The organism is Candidatus Goldiibacteriota bacterium (genome assembly GCA_016937715.1).
Taxonomy (GTDB): domain Bacteria; phylum Oederibacteriota; class PGYV01; order PGYV01; family PGYV01; genus PGYV01.
Genome location: JAFGWA010000060.1, coordinates 1 through 19,187 on the forward strand (window position 1 = coordinate 1; position 19,187 = coordinate 19,187).

A 19,187-nucleotide genomic window follows, 5' to 3' on the forward strand; every position below is an offset into this window, starting at 1 on the left:
TGGTGTCTTCGCAAACAACATAATAACACAAGTGCTTGGTGGGACTTTTTATTTACTTAAGTGGTGCATTTCATATTACATTTTTTACCACTATATATTAAACCTGTTTCACGACATCCCAATCTTGATAAAAAACCATAGCAGTGGTAATATTTAAACATGACACTTGAACAACTGGGTTGGGACAGCAGGTTTGAAGAGGTATTTGAACCTTTCAGAAAAGACGGGCTTAATCCCGCGCGCGTTATAGCGGAGCACAGGGAAAGATATATATTACATACAGGCGAAGCCGAAATAGCCGGCGAAGTATCCGGTAAATTTATGTTTACCGCGCAGACGCCTTCGGAATACCCAAAAACAGGCGACTGGGTCGCTGCATCCGTTTTTCCGGAGGAAAGCAAAGCCATAATACACAACCTTGTGCCGCGTCACACCTATTTTTCAAGAAAAGCCGCCGGTATAAAAACTGTTGAACAGGTTATGGCTTCAAACATTAACACTATTTTTATTGTCCAGGGGCTTGATAATAATTACAACCCCATGCGCCTTTTAAGATACGCGGCTTCAATTGAAGGCACCGGAATATCTCCGGTTGTTGTCCTGAATAAATCCGACCTTAATCCCGACGCCGCGCAGATACTTGAAAAAACAAAAGAACTTCTGCTCTCTATACCCGTTCTTGAAATAAGCGCGAAAACGGGTAATCATATGTCAGAGCTTAAAAGTTTCATGCGCGAAGGCATGACATCCGTCTTTGTCGGGTCATCAGGCGCGGGAAAATCAACCATAATAAACAGCCTTGCCGGAAAGCAGGTCGCGCAGACCCACGAAGTCCGCGAGGACGATTCCAGAGGAAGGCATACAACTGTGGCGCGCCAGCTTTATTTTATAGATAACTGCGGAATGGTAATAGACACCCCCGGCATAAGGGAGCTGCAGCTTTGGGATGATGACGGAAAATCCGCGCCCGAATTTGATATTGTCCTTCAATACGCGCAGAAATGCAGGTTTAAAGACTGCCTTCACGAAAACGAACCGGGCTGCGCCGTTAAAGAGGCCGCGGATAAAGGATTAATACCCCCGGAAATACTAAAGAGTTATTTTAAATTGAAAAAAGAGATGGAATACACAAGGTCAAAGGTTGATGAAGCCGCCGCGCTGGAAAGAAAACAAAAAGAAAAGAAATTCGGAAAATACGTCAAAAATGTCCTTAAAGATATAAAAGAAGTAAAAGGCAGATAATAAAAAAGGCCGGAGCGTCTGCTCCGGCCTTTAAATTTAAAAGTTATTTATTCTTTTGGTTCCGGAAGGGGTTTTCCCGCTACAAGTTTTATCTCCCCTTTAAGCCTTTTTAAGTTAAACTTTAAATCCTTGTCATTCTTTTTTACTTTTCTCTTCAACTCTAAAACCGCGTCCTTGTTGTCTTTCTGGTATTTAAGCGCGTCTATTAACTTGTCAATATTGTCTTTTTTGGATTTGATGATTTCTTTAATCTTTTTAAAAACAACCACATCTTCGCCCGCGGTGGTCTTGTAAACTTCAAGCCACAGCAGCATTTCATCCATCATTTCCTGCGCTTCATATATCTCTTCTTTAGGTTCAAAATAAAGCACCTCTTTTGAAGTCACTTCTTCGCTGCCGCTTTCGCTTTCTTTAACCCCGCGCCCTGCCAGTTCGCTTGTACGCTCATTGCTATAACTTGAACTTACAATTTCCTGCCTTATCGCTTTTACACCGTCTTCCACAAGTACGGAAACATCCTCTGATGCAGTTACCACCCTCTGGTCAAAGCCATTCTCTTCCGTGTTTTCCGGTATGTAGGCATAAACCGCCGCCGCAGTAAGAACCGCAAGCACCGCCGTTACCGCTGTTTTTAGTCTCATTTTTCTGTTCCTCCTTTTCATTTTTTACTTCTGTCTATTTGACGGAAGCAACCCATTTTTTGTTTACTTCAGTTAAAGGCATATATTGGAATTACTTTTTTAGCTCCCGCTTTAAGTTTAAGATTAAATGGCAGTTCCCTCTTCCCGGATACCGTATCAAGCGTTACTTTCACGGTCTTTTTCCCGGGTTCATAATACTTTCTTATCATAATAAACCTTGAAGGCAGCGTCCTCCAGCTTCTGGTATCCGCCTGTTCCGACGCGTAAGTGTAAATATTCATCAGCAGGCTCATCGTGCTGTTTTTTCCGTTATTAGACAGCGCCTGAGATGCAAAATATTTGGCCGCAGCCCTTGCCACCGCTTTCGCGTATATAAGTCCGTTTTTATGTTCCAGGTTTTTCATGGCTATTGCAGAAATATTTTCCGCGTCAAAACCGGAATCTGTTCCATCCACCGCCACTGAATTTACCACGCTTCCCCTTGGCACAAAGGAAGGAAAAGCCACTTTAATCACATACGGCTTTCCGTTTTTATCTTTTGTTGCCGCGTTTACATTTTTACTTACTTTATACGGCGCCATTCCGTCATACACCACAAATATAACTTCCGCTTTTGACCTGGCTTCCGCGTGCTTTGTATATGCCTGAATACCAAATTCTTTTTTATACCTTTCCACATCGTCATAAAACCTTACCGCTTCCGCCGTCCTTAGAATATCCTGCTTAACCCTTCCCGGTATTTCCGTGCCGTAAAGGGAGGCGTAATTGGTATAACCTTCAAGGCTCTTTTTGTAATCTATGTACGCGTCGTTGTAGTCGCCTTTTAATTCAAACGCAATAGCAGACAGGTACCTTGCAAAAGCGTCCTGTTTATATATTGATTTGCCCTCATAGCGGTCATTTATAAGATTAAGCCTATTGTTTACTTTTCGCGCCTCTACCTGCGCGCCGGACGCGTCCCCGGCATACAGAAAATTTAGGCACTTTAAAACATTAATCATAACCTGTTCAAAATCCTCGCCTTCGTACGGAAGGCTCATGTCATTTGTCAGAAAAGAGCCTATATGCTGCGTGGCGCTTTTTGTATAAAGCGATTCCACTTTAAGCTCCGCCTCTTCAAGGTATTTAGTGCTTTCTTTATATTCACCCATCATCTGCAATATGGAGCCTTTGTCAAAATAATAAAGCAGCTCGTGTTCGCCTTTATAATTATTTTTTGACTCTTCAATTATTTTATCAGCTTCCGCAAACTGCCCGGCCCCCATATGTACGTCCACTTTTTTGTAGAAATTCATCGCGGCACATCCGCCCATAAAAAGGGCGGTAAGTGCCGCGATGGCTATTAAACGTTTCATGTTAAATTAGAATCCTATTCCCGGCTTATCTATTACTTTCTTTATCTTTTTCTGTCCTACCCACGCTTTTTCATTATTTTCCGTGTCAAAAAGTTCAAGGTCTATCTGGTAGAAAATTACCTTTTTGCCGGCAGCCGCGTCAGAGATTGATGTAATTACGCCTTTAAGCATGAAATCAGCGGCGGTTTCTTTTTTAAACTTCTTTGCCGTGGTTTCAGACGAATATTCCTGCATGTCCGCGCGTTCGTCCCTTATTTCTTCCCTTTCCGATTTGCTGGCCACAAAACGCACATCGCCGGAATTGGTAAGTTCCCTTTCAATATCTTTTCTGAATGTTTCCACTTCAATGTGCTCGTCAGTTTTATTTCTGATATCGCCCACTATTACCCTTGGTTCTTTTCCTGTTTCCTTTAAGAACCTTCTAAGCCACGGCCTTTCAAGCATCTCTTTAACCATCTGTTCGGATACAAGCTGTGAATCAGTGTCATTCCACCTTCCGGACAAATCCATAACTGTGTCTGTTTCAACCCTTTTAACCGATGTTCCCGCGCATGAAATTGCCACCATGGCGATTGCAAGTACCGCAAAAATCATTGCCAACTTCTTCATAACGCCTTCCTCCTTTATAAAATGTTTTTAATTAAAATCTGATGTGTATTCCGCCCTGAAGCCCAAGGTTATCAATTTTGTTTGTTTCGCCCCACGCCGTTTTAAACGGGTCTGCCATATCGGAAAAACTTCTCATGTAAACCATTCCAAGGTTTATTCCAAGCGCGTTTTCAAGCGCAACATCAACACCCGCGTCAAAATGCCCTGCCATAACTGTTTTGTCAAGCGCGCCCACATAAGTCATACCGGCCGCGATGTAAGGGGTAATTGTAGTAGGCATAAAGAACCATTTTACTGATAAATCCGCTGTGATTCCCGGGAAAAACGCACCGGCGCCAAGCGCTATCTGGAAATTGGGGTTAATGTTATAACCGTAAGCCACGCCCGCGATTAAAGGCATTCCGCCGACAATTGCAAGGTCATTCGGCCTCATATCCCTTGGGTAATAGGTCCGCTCCGCGTCCTGATTTGTGGCCATTAATTTTTCCACCTTGTCAGTTACAGAACCCTTAAATCCGCCTTCCGCATTTTCAGTCACACCCGCAAAAACAGCCGCCGCAAAAACCGAGAAAACCGCTAAAAACAACACACTTTTTACTCTTTTCATTTCCTTGCCCTCCTTTTTTTGATTGGAATTTAAATATATCATAAAATATTGTAAAAGTGAACTGCCTAATCTTGCCGTTTTTTATCCTGTAACTTTTTTGTTTTGTATAAATATATGACGGCAAAGGCCGTATTTTGGTTTACATATAATAAAAAAAATTTATCTATTACAGACCGAATGCCGGCACGCTATCCCTGTTATGAAAGATACAATTTCTCGTGCTGTTTTACCATTAAATCCGCGTTAAACTGAGAAAGGTACTGTGCCGACCGCGGCTTATACCCGCTTTTTTTGGACATTTCTTCTATTATATACGCGGCGGCAGAATCATAATCCGAAGGTTTAAACAGATACCCCGCGCCCAAACCCTTAATAATCTCCCTGTTGCCGTAAACATCAGAGGCCACGCAGATTTTTCCGGCAGCCGCGGCCTGTGCCAGCGTGCACGGAAGCCCTTCCCACAGTGAAGTTAAAATGAATAAATCACACGCCGCCATGAATTCTTCGGGTTTTTCCACCCAACCCGATAATTCCACATTATTATTTAATTCATAACGGGATATCAGTTCTTCCGCTTTTTGCCTAAGCGGGCCGTCACCCGCGAATTTGAAAATCACTTTCGGGTTTTTTTCTATAACCCTTTTTGCGATTTCAATAAACGCAAGCGGGTTCTTTTGTTTTTTTAGATTTCCTATCATACCAACCACATACTGCCCCGTTTTTATACCGTATTTCTTTTTAAATACTTTCCCCAAAGCAGCGGTTTTTTTAAACTTTTCAAGTTCCACACCCGCCCTGATTACCGTATATTTGCCCGCCTTTCCAACGCCCATCTTTATGCCGTAATCAACAACGTCTTCGCCCACCGCTATCAAATCATCTGTTATTAAAGCCATGGATATCTCTAAAAATCTGTATATGGAGCGCATTAAAAAATTCTGATATTCATGAAAAGAAAAGCCGTGTATGGTGTGGACTATTTTCTTAACCCCGGCAAGCCACGCGGCTTTTCTTCCCAGTATCCCTGCCTTGGAAGAATGCGTGTGGACAATATCTATTTTATTATCTTTAAAATATCTCATCAATTTAAAGACGGCTTTTGCGTCATCAAAAGGGCTTATTGGGTGCTTTATCTCTTTCCATAACTGATATGTAACGCCGGATTTTTCAGACTGAATCTGTCTGTCCATATAGCCGCCCCTGCCTGCTATAAGGTGGACATTAAATTTCTTTTTATCAAGCTTCTCCGCAAGATAAAGCGCCACTTTCTGCGCCCCTCCCAAATCAAGCCTTGTAATTACTATTGCTATATTTTTTTTCATATATTACCCGGCTTCCCCTGCTTTTTTTCCCGCTTCAAACCCTTCCATTATAGCGTCTTCCATGGATGAATATTCCCATCTGCCCCAGCGGCCGGCAAGAATCACGCCCTGCGCGCTTAACTTTTTTTCCAGCTCCGGCACTGTGCTGTCCCTGTAATTATCATATATCACATACGCGTCAGGTAATAACAGCGGAAGTGTTGTTTTTATATCGCTTTTCTTTGCCAGCACTTTCATTTTTATAAGCGCGTTTATTATTTCCGCGTTAATGTTTTTTGGAACCGCGCCCTTTATTGACACTTCCGCAAACACAGAACTTAAACCCGCAGGCGCATTATAAGGTGAAAACGTGTGCGGAAAGCCTATCCTGTAAAAAGGGTATTCAGGTTCCGGCACGTATGTCCAGTTGATATCCGTCGGTTCCTTTGATTTGAAACCCGCATTAAGCGAATACACGGTACGGGCTTTAAGCCCGGATGCGGCTTTTATATACCCGGCATTTCCTGTTATTTTTAAAAACTTCTTAAGCGGCATTGTGGAAATTAACCTGTCGTACTTCATTTCGCCTGACGCGGAGTAAACAATTTTATTTTTAAGGTCAACCTTTTTTACAGCAGTGTTTAAAATCACCTTTTCTTTAACCGGCCCATAGATGCCGCGGACTACAGATTCAATGCCGCCGTGTTCAGGATAATAAAAATACGCGTTGTATCCCGCACCCTCTTTTCCGGATTCCTCTATGCCTTTCATTATGTCTTCAATTTCCGGCCTTGGCACAAATCTGCCAAGCCATGACAGTGATACTTTATCCAGCGGATGCTTTAATAGTTTATAATTATAAGGAAGCATAAAGTTTTTTGATATGCCCTCCCCCATTACAGACAGGCACCACTTTTTAAAATTACTTTTATCTTCTTTGCCGGCAAGTTTTGCCCTGATAAAACCGGTAAGGTTTTCTTCTATTGTTGCCGGGGGAAGCCCGTAATTATTTGCCTGGTAAGGATATTTTGTATATACGCCTTTGCTGAAAATTACCGACTTGCGGGAAAGCCGGTTCATTTTGACGGAAGTGTGTTTTAAAATAAATTTTTCTGTTTCTTTATGCCTAAGATGCAACAGGTGCCCGGTGTAATCAAATGTAAAACCGTCTTTAATCTCTGTTTTGCAAAGTCCGCCCGGCCTTGAAGCGGCTTCAAGCACAATATAATTATCTTTAAGCACGTGCGCCGCGGACAACCCCGCCAAACCCGCTCCTATTATGACAGTTTTCATCTTTTCTTATGCACGACCTTGTGGTAATTTTTCATATCAACCGACGCTATAAGCATTGCCAGCATCATTCCCGCCACCGCCACACCCAGATATAATAACGTGGCAGAATTAATTTTCATAAACGTACCCGCTATGGCAAGCGCGGACAGCAGAACCGTCATGCCAATCATTGCAAGCACAGCGCCCTGCTTTGAAAAACCCATCATTAATAACCGCTGCGCGGTGTGGTCGTTGCTTCCGTAAATGGGAAGTACGCCTTTACCCATCCTTATCATCATCACAAGAAACGTATCAAAAATAGGCACACCCAGAATTAAAAGAGGGCTTAAAACCGATACAAAATTTGTCCTTGAATAACTTTCATTTAACGCCAAAGACGCCATCATAAAACCAAGAAAAAGCGAACCCGCGTCCCCCATATATATTTTTGCCGGTTTCCAGTTATAAACAAGAAAAGCGCACAACGCGCCGAAAAGCGCGATAGCCGGTATCATATTATTTGTCCTTCCCGCAAGATATGCCGCCGCAAAAAACGCCGCAGACGCCGCCGCCGCAACCCCGCCGGCAAGGCCGTCCATGATATCAAGAAGGTTCATGGCATTGGTTATTCCTACGACCCATATCACGGTAAGCATCATATTCAATATGTTATTGTCCATAAATTTTATATTCATATTCACTTTAATAATTATAAGGGCTGTCACCAGCTGAACCGCCATTTTCACATAGGGTGTAAGGCCTTTTATGTCATCAATAAGCCCCATCACCACCATTATTGTGGCGCCTGCCATTATTCCGACAACGCCGTAAAGCGACTGATGCAGGATAAGTTTAGCGGCAATTACCGGTATGGCAAAAGCCAGAAATATGGCAAGCCCGCCCAGATACGGCACCGGTTTTTTATGTTTTTTCAGTTTCCCTCCCGGTTTATCCACAACGCCGTATATGCCCGCGACTTTCATGGCCAGCGGCACAAGTATAAGCCCAAGAATAAAAGAAGCGGTTCCAATTACAAAATATTCCATATTGCCTCCATAAATTAAGTAATAAATGGTTCTTAAACGCTATCTTTTCAGTTCAAATATTCCCCAATTGTTATCACTATATATACTTTCAAAATGTTTGTCCATAATTTTCTTGAAAACATCAGAATTCACCGCATCATAAACATCGCCAAAACCGCCGTCTTTCAGCCTTTGCAGCTCCACCCTGTTAATAAATATATAACCGATGTCTTTTTCCTTTAAATATCCAATAAACTTTTTTTCTTCCGGCGGCAGGTACTCCCTTGTATTAAAGACTGTGTGCGCTATTACAGGTTTTTCACAATAGAAAGCCCTTGCCTCACCCATAAAAAGAACCCTTCCTTTTCCGCTAAGCGCGTTTATTTTTCTGCAGGGTTCATAATAGGAAAGCTTTTCTGACAGGTACGTTTGCCTGTCTTTGGTAAAAAATGACAGCGGAGATAAATATTTTTCCGCAAAATACACGGTCATTCCGGCCTGAGAAATTACAAGAAGAACAGCCAGAATTTTCAGAAAAACCCCTTTATTACGCTCCGCAAAACCGGCGTATGACGCGGCAATTACAAACACGGCAGCCGCCTCTACAGGAGCCAGAAACCTTAAAACCCCCGCGGTAAAAAACCAGGCAATATAATAAAAAATCGCAAAAGCCGCCGGAAACCATAAATGCTTCATTCCGCTTAAAAGAAAGGCAAGAGGGGCTATTACAAGAGCCGCAGAAACCGCGTCGCCTCCGAATGCCATATTTTTAAAGACGGCAATAAAAGGGGAAATAAAAAACTCTTTTATTCCTGTCCCAATGCCAAAATCTGATACATGCTTTATGTAATTCTGCGCGTCTGACAACATATAACCTTTAACGCCGAACAGCCCCGCAAAAAAAGGATACACCGGATCGCCGGTTAAAACAAAATTTTTCACCAGATACGGCAGGGTAATAAGGGCTGCTGCCGCAAGGTATATCAGTAACCGCGCGGCCTTTTCCCTGTGTTTTAAACCTTCATAAACAAAATAAAACGCTGTAAAAGCATAGACAAAAACACCTGTGTATTTTACCGCCATACACGCCCCCGCAAACAGCGACGCCAGCAGGTAATGACCTTTATTATTTGAATATACCGCATAAATAATCAGAGACACAAAAAACACCATAGGAAATTCCGCGCCGGTCCTTGTAGCATTTATTATTATCAGAGGGGCGGTAAAAAAAAGCGCCGCAAGAACTTTCTGATTGCCTTTAACCGCTTTTAAAGCGGTTCTTAATGCCAGAAAAGAAAAAATCAGCATGGCAAAACTTATTATTTTTACTGTCAGCTCATACGCAAAAAATGATATAAAAAGATTATTCATCATGTGCAGCTGGGGGAAGAAAGAAAAGATGTTTTCGGGAGTGCTTACAAACCCGCCTTCAGCGGCATACCTTGCGGGTATTCCCTGATGATAAACAAGCTGGTCATAATAAGTCCCGGGTGTAATCACGGCAAGAAAAACAAGAAGCACCGCCGCGCCGATAAAAATACCAAATACCATTTCTGCCGCGGTAAACTTTAACGCTTTTATCTCTGAATACTTCTTCTTAAGATTTTCCAATAGCCCCGAAGCCATGGGGGCAAATACCGCGCACATGACAATGGCGTACCCGTAGGCAAAATATATATTATAAAGGTGAAAAAAACCCGCGGCAAAGAAGACAGTGCCGGTAATTATGTATGCCAGTCCGAATGCCGCCGCGTAATCCCCGCCTGTTTTTACATTTACTCCGAAGAGTTTCATAATACCCGCGCCGGTCAGGATATAAATAATAATTATTACCGCGGCTCCGGCCGCCGAAGAAAAGTGGTACAAAATGTTTTTAGGTACGGGATATGCCGCGTAATAAAGCACAAGGGCCGCAAGCACCGCCCCTGCAGCCGCAAGGTTTAAAACTTTTCGCCAAACCGCTGTATTCTTATCTGCTCCCATTTATCCGCTTCCCTTCCCATTTTATTTTTTCTAAGGCTTATGACAAGGTTTTCATAGGACGCTTCATGTTCAGGGTCAAGCCGTATAGCTTTCTTAAAGGCATCTTCCGCGTCAAACCAGTTTCCCACCTTCATAAAAGTAACGCCCAGATTGTAATAAATACCGTGGTCTTTTGTTTCCATGGCTGCGGCCTGTTTGTAGGCATCTATCGCGTTAATGTACTGGCCTATCTCATCATAAACCACTCCAAGGTTAAAAAACGCGGAACTGTAATTAGGGCGCAGCCTTATGGCCTTCTTATACATTTCAATCGCTTTAGTATGGTTTTTTTTGTCCTCATAACAGTTTCCAAGTATATTATAGCCGCCCGCGTAATCAGGGCTTATTTTCAGCGCTTTTAGTATTGTTGCCACAGCAAGCCGTGCATTTCCCATATCCCTGTGCGCCATCGCAAGCGCTCCGTATGCTTCTGTGTATTTGGGAGAAAGTTCTATAGCCTTTTTATAAAAAGTAATGGAATTATTATATTCGCCTTTATAATAGTAAGCAAGGCCGATATTATAGTAAATATCAGCCATTTTCGGCGAAATAGCAGCGGCTTTCTTATAATAAAATATGGCTTTGTCGTTGTCATTCATCTTCCTGAAACATATACCCAGATTAAGATATATTCCCATAAGCATATTATCAGGCGCTGTTTTTTCCGCTGTTAAATAAACTGCCGCGGCTTTGCTGTACATTTCCTGTTCCATCAGCACGTCGGCGCGCGTTATCATATCTTCCGCCGGCGCACAGAAAACATTTGCCGCCGCAAGCAGAAAAACCACCGCAAGAAGATATTGCCTCACTGTTTCTTTTCCTCTGAGGCGGGTTTCGCCGTACCGCTTGCAGGCACAGCCTGCTTTTCTGTTTTTGCGCCCAGCTGTTTTAACTTTGCCTTTATCTCTTTCTTCCTTTTGTTAACCGGAAGAAGCCTGTCGTACCTTGTCCAGTACTTGATTGCCTTTTCATTCTGCCCCAGTTCTTCAGCCAGTATAGCCGCGTTAACATAGGCCGCCATATCCCACGGTTCTATATCTATGGCGGTTTCAAAAGCTTTCAGCGCCTGCGGATACCTTTGAAGCCTTAAATTCGCAACACCCAGATTGAAATAGGCATTTTCCAGGGTTATATCATCTTCAGGATTCATTGCGATAACTTCATTAAGCTGCTGTATCGCCTCTTCATATTTATTCTGCAGAATATAAATGGCGGAAAGGTTCTGCCTTGCATCAACATCGCTGCCGTTTAAAGAAAGGGCTTCCATATAATTTTTTTCCGCGTCATCAAGGTTGCGTTCTTTATAATTAATTACCCCAAGGTTAAAATGGCCCACTTCAAAATCCGGTTTTGCGGTTACAATATTGGTATAAACTTTTTTCGCGTTCTTGTAATCTTCCGTGTCAATAAGCGAATTGCCAAGGCTTGCCTGCAGAAGGGGGTTTCTGGGCTGAAGTTTTAACGCCTGTTTTGCCACCTTTAACGCCTGTGTCGGATTGCCTTTTTCGCCGTAAACAATGCTAAGGTTATACATGGCTTTAATATTTTTAGGATCATGTTTTATCGCGTTTTTAAAGGATTCAATGGAATAGTCCAGCTGGTTTATCTGGGCGTACGCGCTTCCAAGCTGGCTCCAGTATTTGGGGTTCTTGGGGTCCTTTTTTAACAGCGCCCTTAAATTATCTATGGCTTCCGGATATTTTCCGTCTTCATAATAATTTTTGGCCTGCGTTTCAAGGTTTTCCTCTTCCTGCTTTGTCTTGGGTTCCGGAACCACTTTATGTTTCTGCATAGTGGTGCACGAAGAAGCCGTAAAAACCGCCGCAGCGCATAACGCTATCACTAATCTTTTCATTTTTTTCTCCGTACCGCATTTTTAATTTCACGTTCAATTATCAGCGCTGATTTGTCCCAGCTGAAATTTCTTTTTAAAGTAAGCCTGCCGCCTTTTGCCAGCTTTGGGCCAAGGGCTTTATTACGCCTTAACTTTTCAACCGACTTTGCAAAGCCTTCCGGCGAAGCGGCGGATAAAAGGTTTATGCCGTCTTTACCAAGCACGCCTTTGGCGGCAAAATCAGATGCTATTACCGGCACTCCGCATGCCCAGGATAACAGGACTTTATTCTGCCTGCCCGCGCCGTAAAACACGGGGGCTATGGAAGCATCCCAGCTTTTTATCTCTTTTTGCATATCTGATATATAACCTTTTACCACAATATTATTACCTGTAGAACATAAAGCTTCGGAATTTTTCCCGGCTATTATTAACCTTATACTTTTATCAGATTTATAATATTTTTGCCATACCTTTTTAAGCAGTATTTTAAGGCCGTCTTTATTTGGCGCATAATTAAAGTCGCCAAAAAAACCAAGCGTAAAGACGCCGTTATTTTTACCGGGTGCTTTTTTCATATCGCATATTTCAGCGCCGTTTGGCGCGGAAATTACGTCCGCCGGTTTTAAAAATTCCGCATCCTCTTCATAATTTATAAATATCTTTTTAAAATTGCTGCCAAGGTTTCTTTCAAACATTAACACCCTGTTTTTATCCAGTGCCGCGTAGATTTTTCTCAACAGGCCGGCGCTTTTCTTTGACTGCCTCTGAAGATATAATCCCAGCGAATCCACAACGTCAATAACAGCGGGTATATTATAGGAAAGCGCGTAAGGGGCGGTTCTTATCCGGTGGCAGTAAATTACATCCGGTTTGAATTCTTCCACGGCTTTATTTACCGCCGCTCTCATATCTTTGGAATCATACGCCGCCACATTCATCGGTTTACCCGTAAAAAAAGCCGCTGTCACATTTAAAAGTATAGCAAACCTGCCTATCCGGACCACGTCGGTTTTCTGACACTTAAAATCCACAGGCTTTGTTAGTTCCTTAATACCCGCAAAAGTTACAACTCTTACCGTATGCTTTTCTGCCAGCCTTTTCAAAATACTGTTTACGCGGATCCTGTCGCCGTCGTGAGGCGGATAAGGGTACACGGGTGAAATTGCAAGTATTTTCACGTTATCTCCCGCCGGTCTCTTTTTTTATTATTTCAAGATTCTGCCTTGTCATTACGCTCTGCGGATTAAGCGACAGTGATTTTGACAGAAGTTCAATTGCTTTCTGCTTATTTCCTTTATAATAATACGCTATCCCCATATTATTGTAAACCTCCGCAAATGAAGGGTTCTGCCGGATTCCCTTTTCACATATATCAATTGCCCTGTCATACTCTTTTATATTGTTATAAACCCCCGCAAGGTTGGAATACGCCTCTATGACAGAAGGCTTTATTTTTATGGCTTCCAGATACACTTTTACAGAGTCATTATACCGCAGCATCTTTGAATACTGCACTCCCAGATGAGTAAGGGTTTCCGCTTTTGTGGGCGTTGTCGCAAGTTCTGCCGCGCGTTCCAGATAAAAGACCGCTTTCTCATCCATATTATAATCCCTAAAAGCGTTGCCAAGTTCTGTATAAGCGCTGGAATAATTGGACACGCAGAATTCCGTGGTGTTGTTCATATACAATTTATCATAGTAAACATTTCTGTATGAAAGTTTTTTTAAATTTGCCTCCGCGTTTGTTAAATTGCCTTTTTTGTCAGGGGTGAATTTCATCATAAGCCCGTTGGGCGCCAGCATGGCGTTGCCCGCCGGATAAAATTCTTCAAAGGCCTTCCTGAAAACAGAGACATAAATATCAGACGTACGGTAATTGTTGGCCATAAGGTTATCTATTTTTTGCGAGTAGTTAAAATCTTTTCCGGGATTTAAAAGCACGCCCGGGCATTCCCTCTTTAAATTATCAATACCCCACGGCACATAAAGAAAAAGCGTTGTGACAGGACAGAATTCCGTTCTATGCGCCACATATTTAAAATACATCTGCGGCATCACATTAAAATCCCCCTCTAAAAGCGCGATTCCCGGAGTATCTACGGACTTTATTATGTTCATTCCAAAATCATAGTTGTAATAATACCGCGACTGGTCAGCTTTTCTGTATGTCGATGACGCCATGGCAAAAGGAAGTATAAAGAAAACACCGATTATCACCGCGGCTTTTTTACCTGCTTTATCCGCCAGCCACAGCACCGCGGCAGCAGAAAAAACAGCCATTGACGCGTAAACCGGTACCATAAAAACATCCATTATCCATATCATTTCATCTTTAAGGTTAAAATATAATGCCAGCGCCCCGCAGACAGAAATAAGAATTACTCCGAAAAGCACAAGTTCTTTTTTTCTTTTGGAAATAAAAAGGGCAGCAGCCCCTGTTATTGCAAGCAGCAGCCCTGCCGGTGTCATTTCATTTACAAGGTGAGAAATTACCCTTGCAGACTGTTTTATGATTACAGCCAAATCTCTGGCTTTTTCCATATCCGTATACTGGGCCCTGAATATCACCCACAAAAGCTGTTTTAAGTCCGCCGGATTTCCCCAGTTTAACAGCGCGCCGGAATTGGACCTTATTATCAGGTACATATAAAGAAAAATACCCGGCACCATGAATATAAGAGCAGAGCCCAGTTTTCTTATTATCTGTGCGGTGTTTAATTTCATTTTTTTAAATACAAACAGCACATAAACAAAAATTCCCGGCAGCACAACCGCCATACTTTCCCAGTGATTCCCCAAAGAAATGCCGTATATGAGAGATGCCGTATAAAAATACCTGCTGTCCGATGCCTTATCCCATTTAAAAAGAAAATAAACAACCAGCAAAAACAGCATTGCGTTTAAAGTATAAATCCCCCCTTTGGAAGACAGGGATTCCGACCATACTGTATACGTCATCGCAAAAACAAAAGCCGCGGCTGCCGATACAGAGTAAACGGAAAACATCTTTTCTTTTCTGCGGAAAATCCCCGCAATAATAAGAAATATCAGAGCCGCGCCTGACGCGCCGCAGAAAGCGGCCAGCAGGTTTACCCTAAACCCAGGATTACCGGCAGGAATGAAAGTAAAAATTTTTCCTACAAGGGAAAAGAGCGGATAACCCGGCGGATGCTGTATCCCAAGCGTCACCGCGCACGCCGCGGTTTCCGGCGAATCATTGGCATGAAAAACCGGATTTAAGGTATGCAGATACACAAAAAATACCGCAATAAAAACAAACGATGCTATGACGGCTTTTTTATCAGGCATCACTGCCATAATCTACTGCCCCTTAATATTATTTAATCACTTATTATTTTAAGGCTTTTATAAAATCTTCCGCTTTTTGTTTTTCGTCCGGAAACATCCTGATAAGGTCGCGTGCTATCTTTACCGCCTGAGTTTTATTTCCGGTTTTATAGTAAGCCACCGCAAGGTTAAAAAGCGCGCCCGAATGGTTTGGCGCCATAGCCACGGCTTTGGACGCGTATGACAGCGCCTTTTCATTATCACCCATTGACCCGTATACCGCGGATGCCTGATAGGGAAAATCATAATTATCCGGCCACATTGCCATTCCTTTTTCAAATACCACGGCCGCTTCCTGCAGTTTGGAATTTACAAACAGCGAATATCCAAAAGCGCCTATCGCCCTGGGCGAATACGGGGAAACCATATATAATGAAGCTGCCGGCGCAAGCATTTCCGGAGCCATGCGCCTTATAACATATTCTTCAAATAATTTCATGCTGTAATCCCAGTCACCCCTGTTTAAATCAAATGCCTTTTTAAAGTACTCCATGGACGCGTTTGAATTTTTAACCAGCCTTGCGGCAGCGCCCGCATAATACAGGTATTCATGGCCGTCAGGAAAAACCCTTACAGCATCCTGCGCGTATTCAAAAGAACCATTAAGATTTCCATAATGCTGCGCTTCTTTTGCCTGCCTTAAATAATTATCCGCCGTTAACCTTTTTGACCCGTAAGCAGCCAAAACAATTATCATCAGCGTAATTACCCACGCAATATAGCTGTTTTTATTAATCTCCTTTTCTTCAAATTCAGCCCTGCCGGACAAAACACAGACATACGCGGCCATGGCAAAAAAAGACGCGCAAGTGGGCACGATCTGAAAAGGAAAATTAAAAAACGCGTGAACCATTAAACCGGCTATGCCGGCAAATATTCCGGCCGCAGCAAAACGGCCGTCTTCATTTTCCTTATATGCAATAAACGCATTCCTGAAAAATATAAAAATAAACATAAAAAATAAACCTGCCGCGGGCAGCCCGTATTCCGCCGCAAACTGAATAAAATCATTATGCGCGTGGCCGGATTTATAATAATCCGCTTTTTCAAAATCCGCGGGTTTCATATTGGCTGACTGGTAAAAAGGATAGGTAATGGGAAAGTTTCCCGCGCCTGTCCCGAATATCGGTTTTTCTGAAATCAGTTTGATTGAATTTTTCCAAAGTATCACGCGTATTCTGCCGGATTCGTCCTGCATTGAAGCCGCGCTCTTTATCCTGTCAAGAGCTGATGGGTTAATTACAATAAACAAAAGGCCCGCAAAGATAAGCGCTGCCGATAATATAAACACAAGCCTTTTTTTAATCACCTTCATTTTTAAAACCATAATTGCCGCCGCTATAACTGATACCGCCCAGCCAAGATAAGCTCCCCTTGTCTGTGTCAGAAAAAGAGCCGCGGTAAAAACCGCCGCCATTAAACCGTATACCGCCCTTTGAAGCCCGTTTTTTTCCAGGGCAAGCATATAAGTAACAGGTATAAGAATTAACAGGTGCCCGGCAAGAAAGTTGGGATTTCCAAGCGTGGAAGATGCCCTGCGGTCAAAGTTGGTAGACCACGGCATAAAATCAATTCCGGCAGACTGCATTATTCCGTAAAGCGCGGCAATAAATGCCGATAAGAGATAAACTGACAGAAGTTTTTCAAAAAAGCCCCCCTTTTCATCCGCAGCAGATGCGGCAATGATAAGGTACATAAATATTATGTAACAGGAGTTAAGAAATAACCTGTCAAAAAATTCATGCGTATTGTAAACAGCAAAAATGCCGAAAAAAGTTACAGCCATAAATATAAAGAGCGGGAATCCATAAGGGGAACGAGGGATTATCACCCTGCGTGATAAAGCGCAGGACACGGCAAAAAAAGCGGCTGACAGCATAACAGACGCCGTAAAAAAGTATTTTTCCGCCACCCAAAAAGGGTCAGAACCGGCAGGATTAACCACCAGCACAGACATAAAGGCGGTCAATAAAACCGATAATTCAAAACCTTTCCCCGCAAGTTTCGCGTATTTCACTTATCACCCCTATGCGTTTAGTTCTTTAATACATAGCATTATATATGGATACTATAATAACATTATGGGGGGTGGTTTTCAAGGCAGGTATCGTTTAATACTGCGTATTTATTGCGTATTTCATCTATTGCTTCGGCTTCCCCTTTATTCTTGTTTGTTTCTCCTATACATTTTAAAACAGAATAAGCAAAATTGCTCTATTTTGCAGCAAATACGAGAAACCATATATTTTATTGGCATAGTTTTAAGTTAAGACACAGTCTAAATTTTCTTTTTTATTCATTGTTAAATTTATAATTTCTTTCTTTTCGTATTAAATCCAGGCGTTCCTTTCTATATTCATCACTTTCTTCCGACATCCATTTTTCATTTCTTTCAACCCATGACATCGCACCCAACCAGTACTCTGACCCTTCGCCGCCATAAGCTTCGCCATAGCCATAATTAATATTTTTAACCAATAATATTTCTGCAATTCTAGAATCTCGAATCGCTGATGCTGCATATAAAATGTAATATTCCTCTTGTTTTGACAATTCCAATCTTTTAGCTATCCTTTTGAAGTAATGTTTAGAATTATAATTAACATTTACAAAATATGCTTCGCACGCAGAAATATAATTATCATTCTTCGACAAGAGATAAGTTTTTTTTATAACCTCAATAAAATCAACATCTTTTACAAAAGCAAAAAACACAACAATTTCACTGCATGTAATGATTTGGTTTGGCTTTCTATAGTTCTCCAGCAAGAATTCTTTTATACAGACTCTTTCTTTTTTATCCAGACTTTCGCGTAACTTATGCATTTCATTTAATCTTAAATTAGTGAAAGAAGTATATTTATACGCTTCAAAATTCTCTATCATTTTTTTGACTTCTTTATGTTCACATTCATACGAAGCAGATATAGGATTCACAAAATACAAACAAACAGCAAATATTAAAAATACTCTCTTTAACATATTTCAACCTCCCGTCTTCTCAACTCTAAAAAAGTATCTGTTTTTTGTTTTTTCAATCAGTATTACCCGGGTTACACCAACAATTTTATTCCATCATAAAGCTAATGGTTCAGACTTCACTTAATAACTCTGCTCTCCCGTTTAAATACAAGACGTCTCCTTAATTCATACCCAAACCAAAATTCTGAACTCCCAGGACGTTTTTATATTACATCAACTACTAACGATTGGAAAGATTTTTATCACAGGAGATTGTGTTTTTGAGTTTGGTGAAAAAATACCGGCTAAAGTACAACTACCGCGGGCTGAAGACCCGCGTCTACCACTACATAATCCTAAACAACGCGCCCTGAAGGGACGCGGCTACCAGAACATAAATTCAAATCTACTGCCGCGGGCTGAAGACCCGCGTCTACCAGAGCATAAACCTAAATAACGCGCCCTGCCACCCGCTTGAAACCTGTGGCTATTTCTTTTCTTTTGCCTTTTCCCTTAAAACTTTGCGTTCTGCGGGCGACATCTTCTGATATTTTTCATACGCCTTTTTTATTTTCTGTTTTTCCTCGGGAGACAGTTTTTTCCACTGCTCATATTTTTCCTTTAAAATCTTCTTCATATGGGGGGAAAGCTTTTCCCATTCTTTGTACGCTTCTTTTAACCTTTCTTTTTCTTCCGGGTCCATCTCTTTTAGTTTCTTGTGATTTTTTATTATCCACATCTTTTTTTCATGGGAGACTTCTTCCCAATCGCTGTATATTTTTCTTATTTTTTCTTTTTCATCCGGTTCAAGCGTGTCCCATGATTCTTTTGTTTCTTTTTTCATCGAAGCCGCGTTTTCATCACCCGCCGCGGATTTAACATCCGCCGCAAAAGTAAAAGAAGCAAAAATAACCATTACCGCCGCCAGAATAATTTTTTTATACATTTATACCTCCATAAAAAAACT

The 19,187-nt window shown here is 41.9% G+C and carries 16 protein-coding genes; 1 reads left to right on the forward strand and 15 read right to left on the reverse strand.

The window, feature by feature from the left end:
• Nucleotides 1–159: 159 nt before the first annotated feature.
• Nucleotides 160–1,242 carry a ribosome small subunit-dependent GTPase A gene (gene rsgA / locus JXR81_06830; protein ID MBN2754567.1) on the forward strand — a complete coding sequence of 361 codons (1,083 nt, stop codon included), beginning with the start codon at nt 160–162 and terminating at the stop codon, nt 1,240–1,242.
• A 47-nt stretch (nt 1,243–1,289) separates the two neighbouring features.
• Here the strand turns inward: rsgA and JXR81_06835 are convergent, their stop codons facing one another.
• The 15 genes from JXR81_06835 to JXR81_06905 form a co-directional block, all read right to left on the reverse strand.
• Entirely contained in the window at nt 1,290–1,883 is a 594-nt protein-coding gene (locus JXR81_06835) for a hypothetical protein (protein MBN2754568.1), read from the reverse strand.
• 68 nt (nt 1,884–1,951) lie between these two features.
• Nucleotides 1,952–3,238, reverse strand: coding sequence for a hypothetical protein (locus JXR81_06840; protein ID MBN2754569.1), 1,287 nt, complete (start codon nt 3,236–3,238; stop codon nt 1,952–1,954).
• Nucleotides 3,239–3,244: 6 nt separating this feature from the next.
• A complete protein-coding gene (locus tag JXR81_06845; protein MBN2754570.1) occupies nt 3,245–3,847 on the reverse strand; it encodes a penicillin-binding protein activator LpoB in 603 nt (200 codons plus the stop codon).
• Between the two features lie 31 nt (nt 3,848–3,878).
• Nucleotides 3,879–4,454 carry a hypothetical protein gene (locus JXR81_06850; protein MBN2754571.1) on the reverse strand — a complete coding sequence of 192 codons (576 nt, stop codon included), beginning with the start codon at nt 4,452–4,454 and terminating at the stop codon, nt 3,879–3,881.
• A 197-nt stretch (nt 4,455–4,651) separates the two neighbouring features.
• Nucleotides 4,652–5,776: a glycosyltransferase family 4 protein gene (locus JXR81_06855; protein ID MBN2754572.1), complete on the reverse strand. Its 1,125-nt coding sequence runs from the start codon at nt 5,774–5,776 to the stop codon at nt 4,652–4,654.
• Nucleotides 5,777–5,779: 3 nt separating this feature from the next.
• Nucleotides 5,780–7,048, reverse strand: coding sequence for an FAD-dependent oxidoreductase (locus JXR81_06860; GenBank protein MBN2754573.1), 1,269 nt, complete (start codon nt 7,046–7,048; stop codon nt 5,780–5,782).
• Entirely contained in the window at nt 7,045–8,073 is a 1,029-nt protein-coding gene (locus tag JXR81_06865; protein ID MBN2754574.1) for an undecaprenyl/decaprenyl-phosphate alpha-N-acetylglucosaminyl 1-phosphate transferase, read from the reverse strand. Before JXR81_06865 ends, JXR81_06860 begins: the two co-directional genes overlap by 4 nt.
• Before the next feature lie 39 nt (nt 8,074–8,112).
• A complete protein-coding gene (locus JXR81_06870; protein ID MBN2754575.1) occupies nt 8,113–10,035 on the reverse strand; it encodes a hypothetical protein in 1,923 nt (640 codons plus the stop codon).
• Nucleotides 9,993–10,883 (reverse strand): tetratricopeptide repeat protein, encoded by an 891-nt coding sequence (locus JXR81_06875; GenBank protein MBN2754576.1) that lies wholly within the window; start codon nt 10,881–10,883, stop codon nt 9,993–9,995. The genes JXR81_06870 and JXR81_06875 overlap by 43 nt, the downstream gene beginning before the upstream one ends.
• Nucleotides 10,880–11,929: a tetratricopeptide repeat protein gene (locus JXR81_06880; protein MBN2754577.1), complete on the reverse strand. Its 1,050-nt coding sequence runs from the start codon at nt 11,927–11,929 to the stop codon at nt 10,880–10,882. Before JXR81_06880 ends, JXR81_06875 begins: the two co-directional genes overlap by 4 nt.
• Nucleotides 11,926–13,089, reverse strand: coding sequence for a glycosyltransferase (locus tag JXR81_06885; protein MBN2754578.1), 1,164 nt, complete (start codon nt 13,087–13,089; stop codon nt 11,926–11,928). The genes JXR81_06880 and JXR81_06885 overlap by 4 nt, the downstream gene beginning before the upstream one ends.
• Before the next feature lies 1 nt (nt 13,090).
• Nucleotides 13,091–15,229 (reverse strand): DUF2723 domain-containing protein, encoded by a 2,139-nt coding sequence (locus JXR81_06890; GenBank protein ID MBN2754579.1) that lies wholly within the window; start codon nt 15,227–15,229, stop codon nt 13,091–13,093.
• Between the two features lie 34 nt (nt 15,230–15,263).
• Nucleotides 15,264–17,276: an O-antigen ligase family protein gene (locus JXR81_06895; GenBank protein MBN2754580.1), complete on the reverse strand. Its 2,013-nt coding sequence runs from the start codon at nt 17,274–17,276 to the stop codon at nt 15,264–15,266.
• Nucleotides 17,277–17,551: 275 nt separating this feature from the next.
• Complete coding sequence (locus JXR81_06900) at nt 17,552–18,241, reverse strand: hypothetical protein (protein ID MBN2754581.1); 690 nt, start codon at nt 18,239–18,241, stop codon at nt 17,552–17,554.
• A 466-nt stretch (nt 18,242–18,707) separates the two neighbouring features.
• Entirely contained in the window at nt 18,708–19,166 is a 459-nt protein-coding gene (locus tag JXR81_06905) for a DUF3106 domain-containing protein (protein MBN2754582.1), read from the reverse strand.
• Nucleotides 19,167–19,187 lie beyond the last annotated feature (21 nt).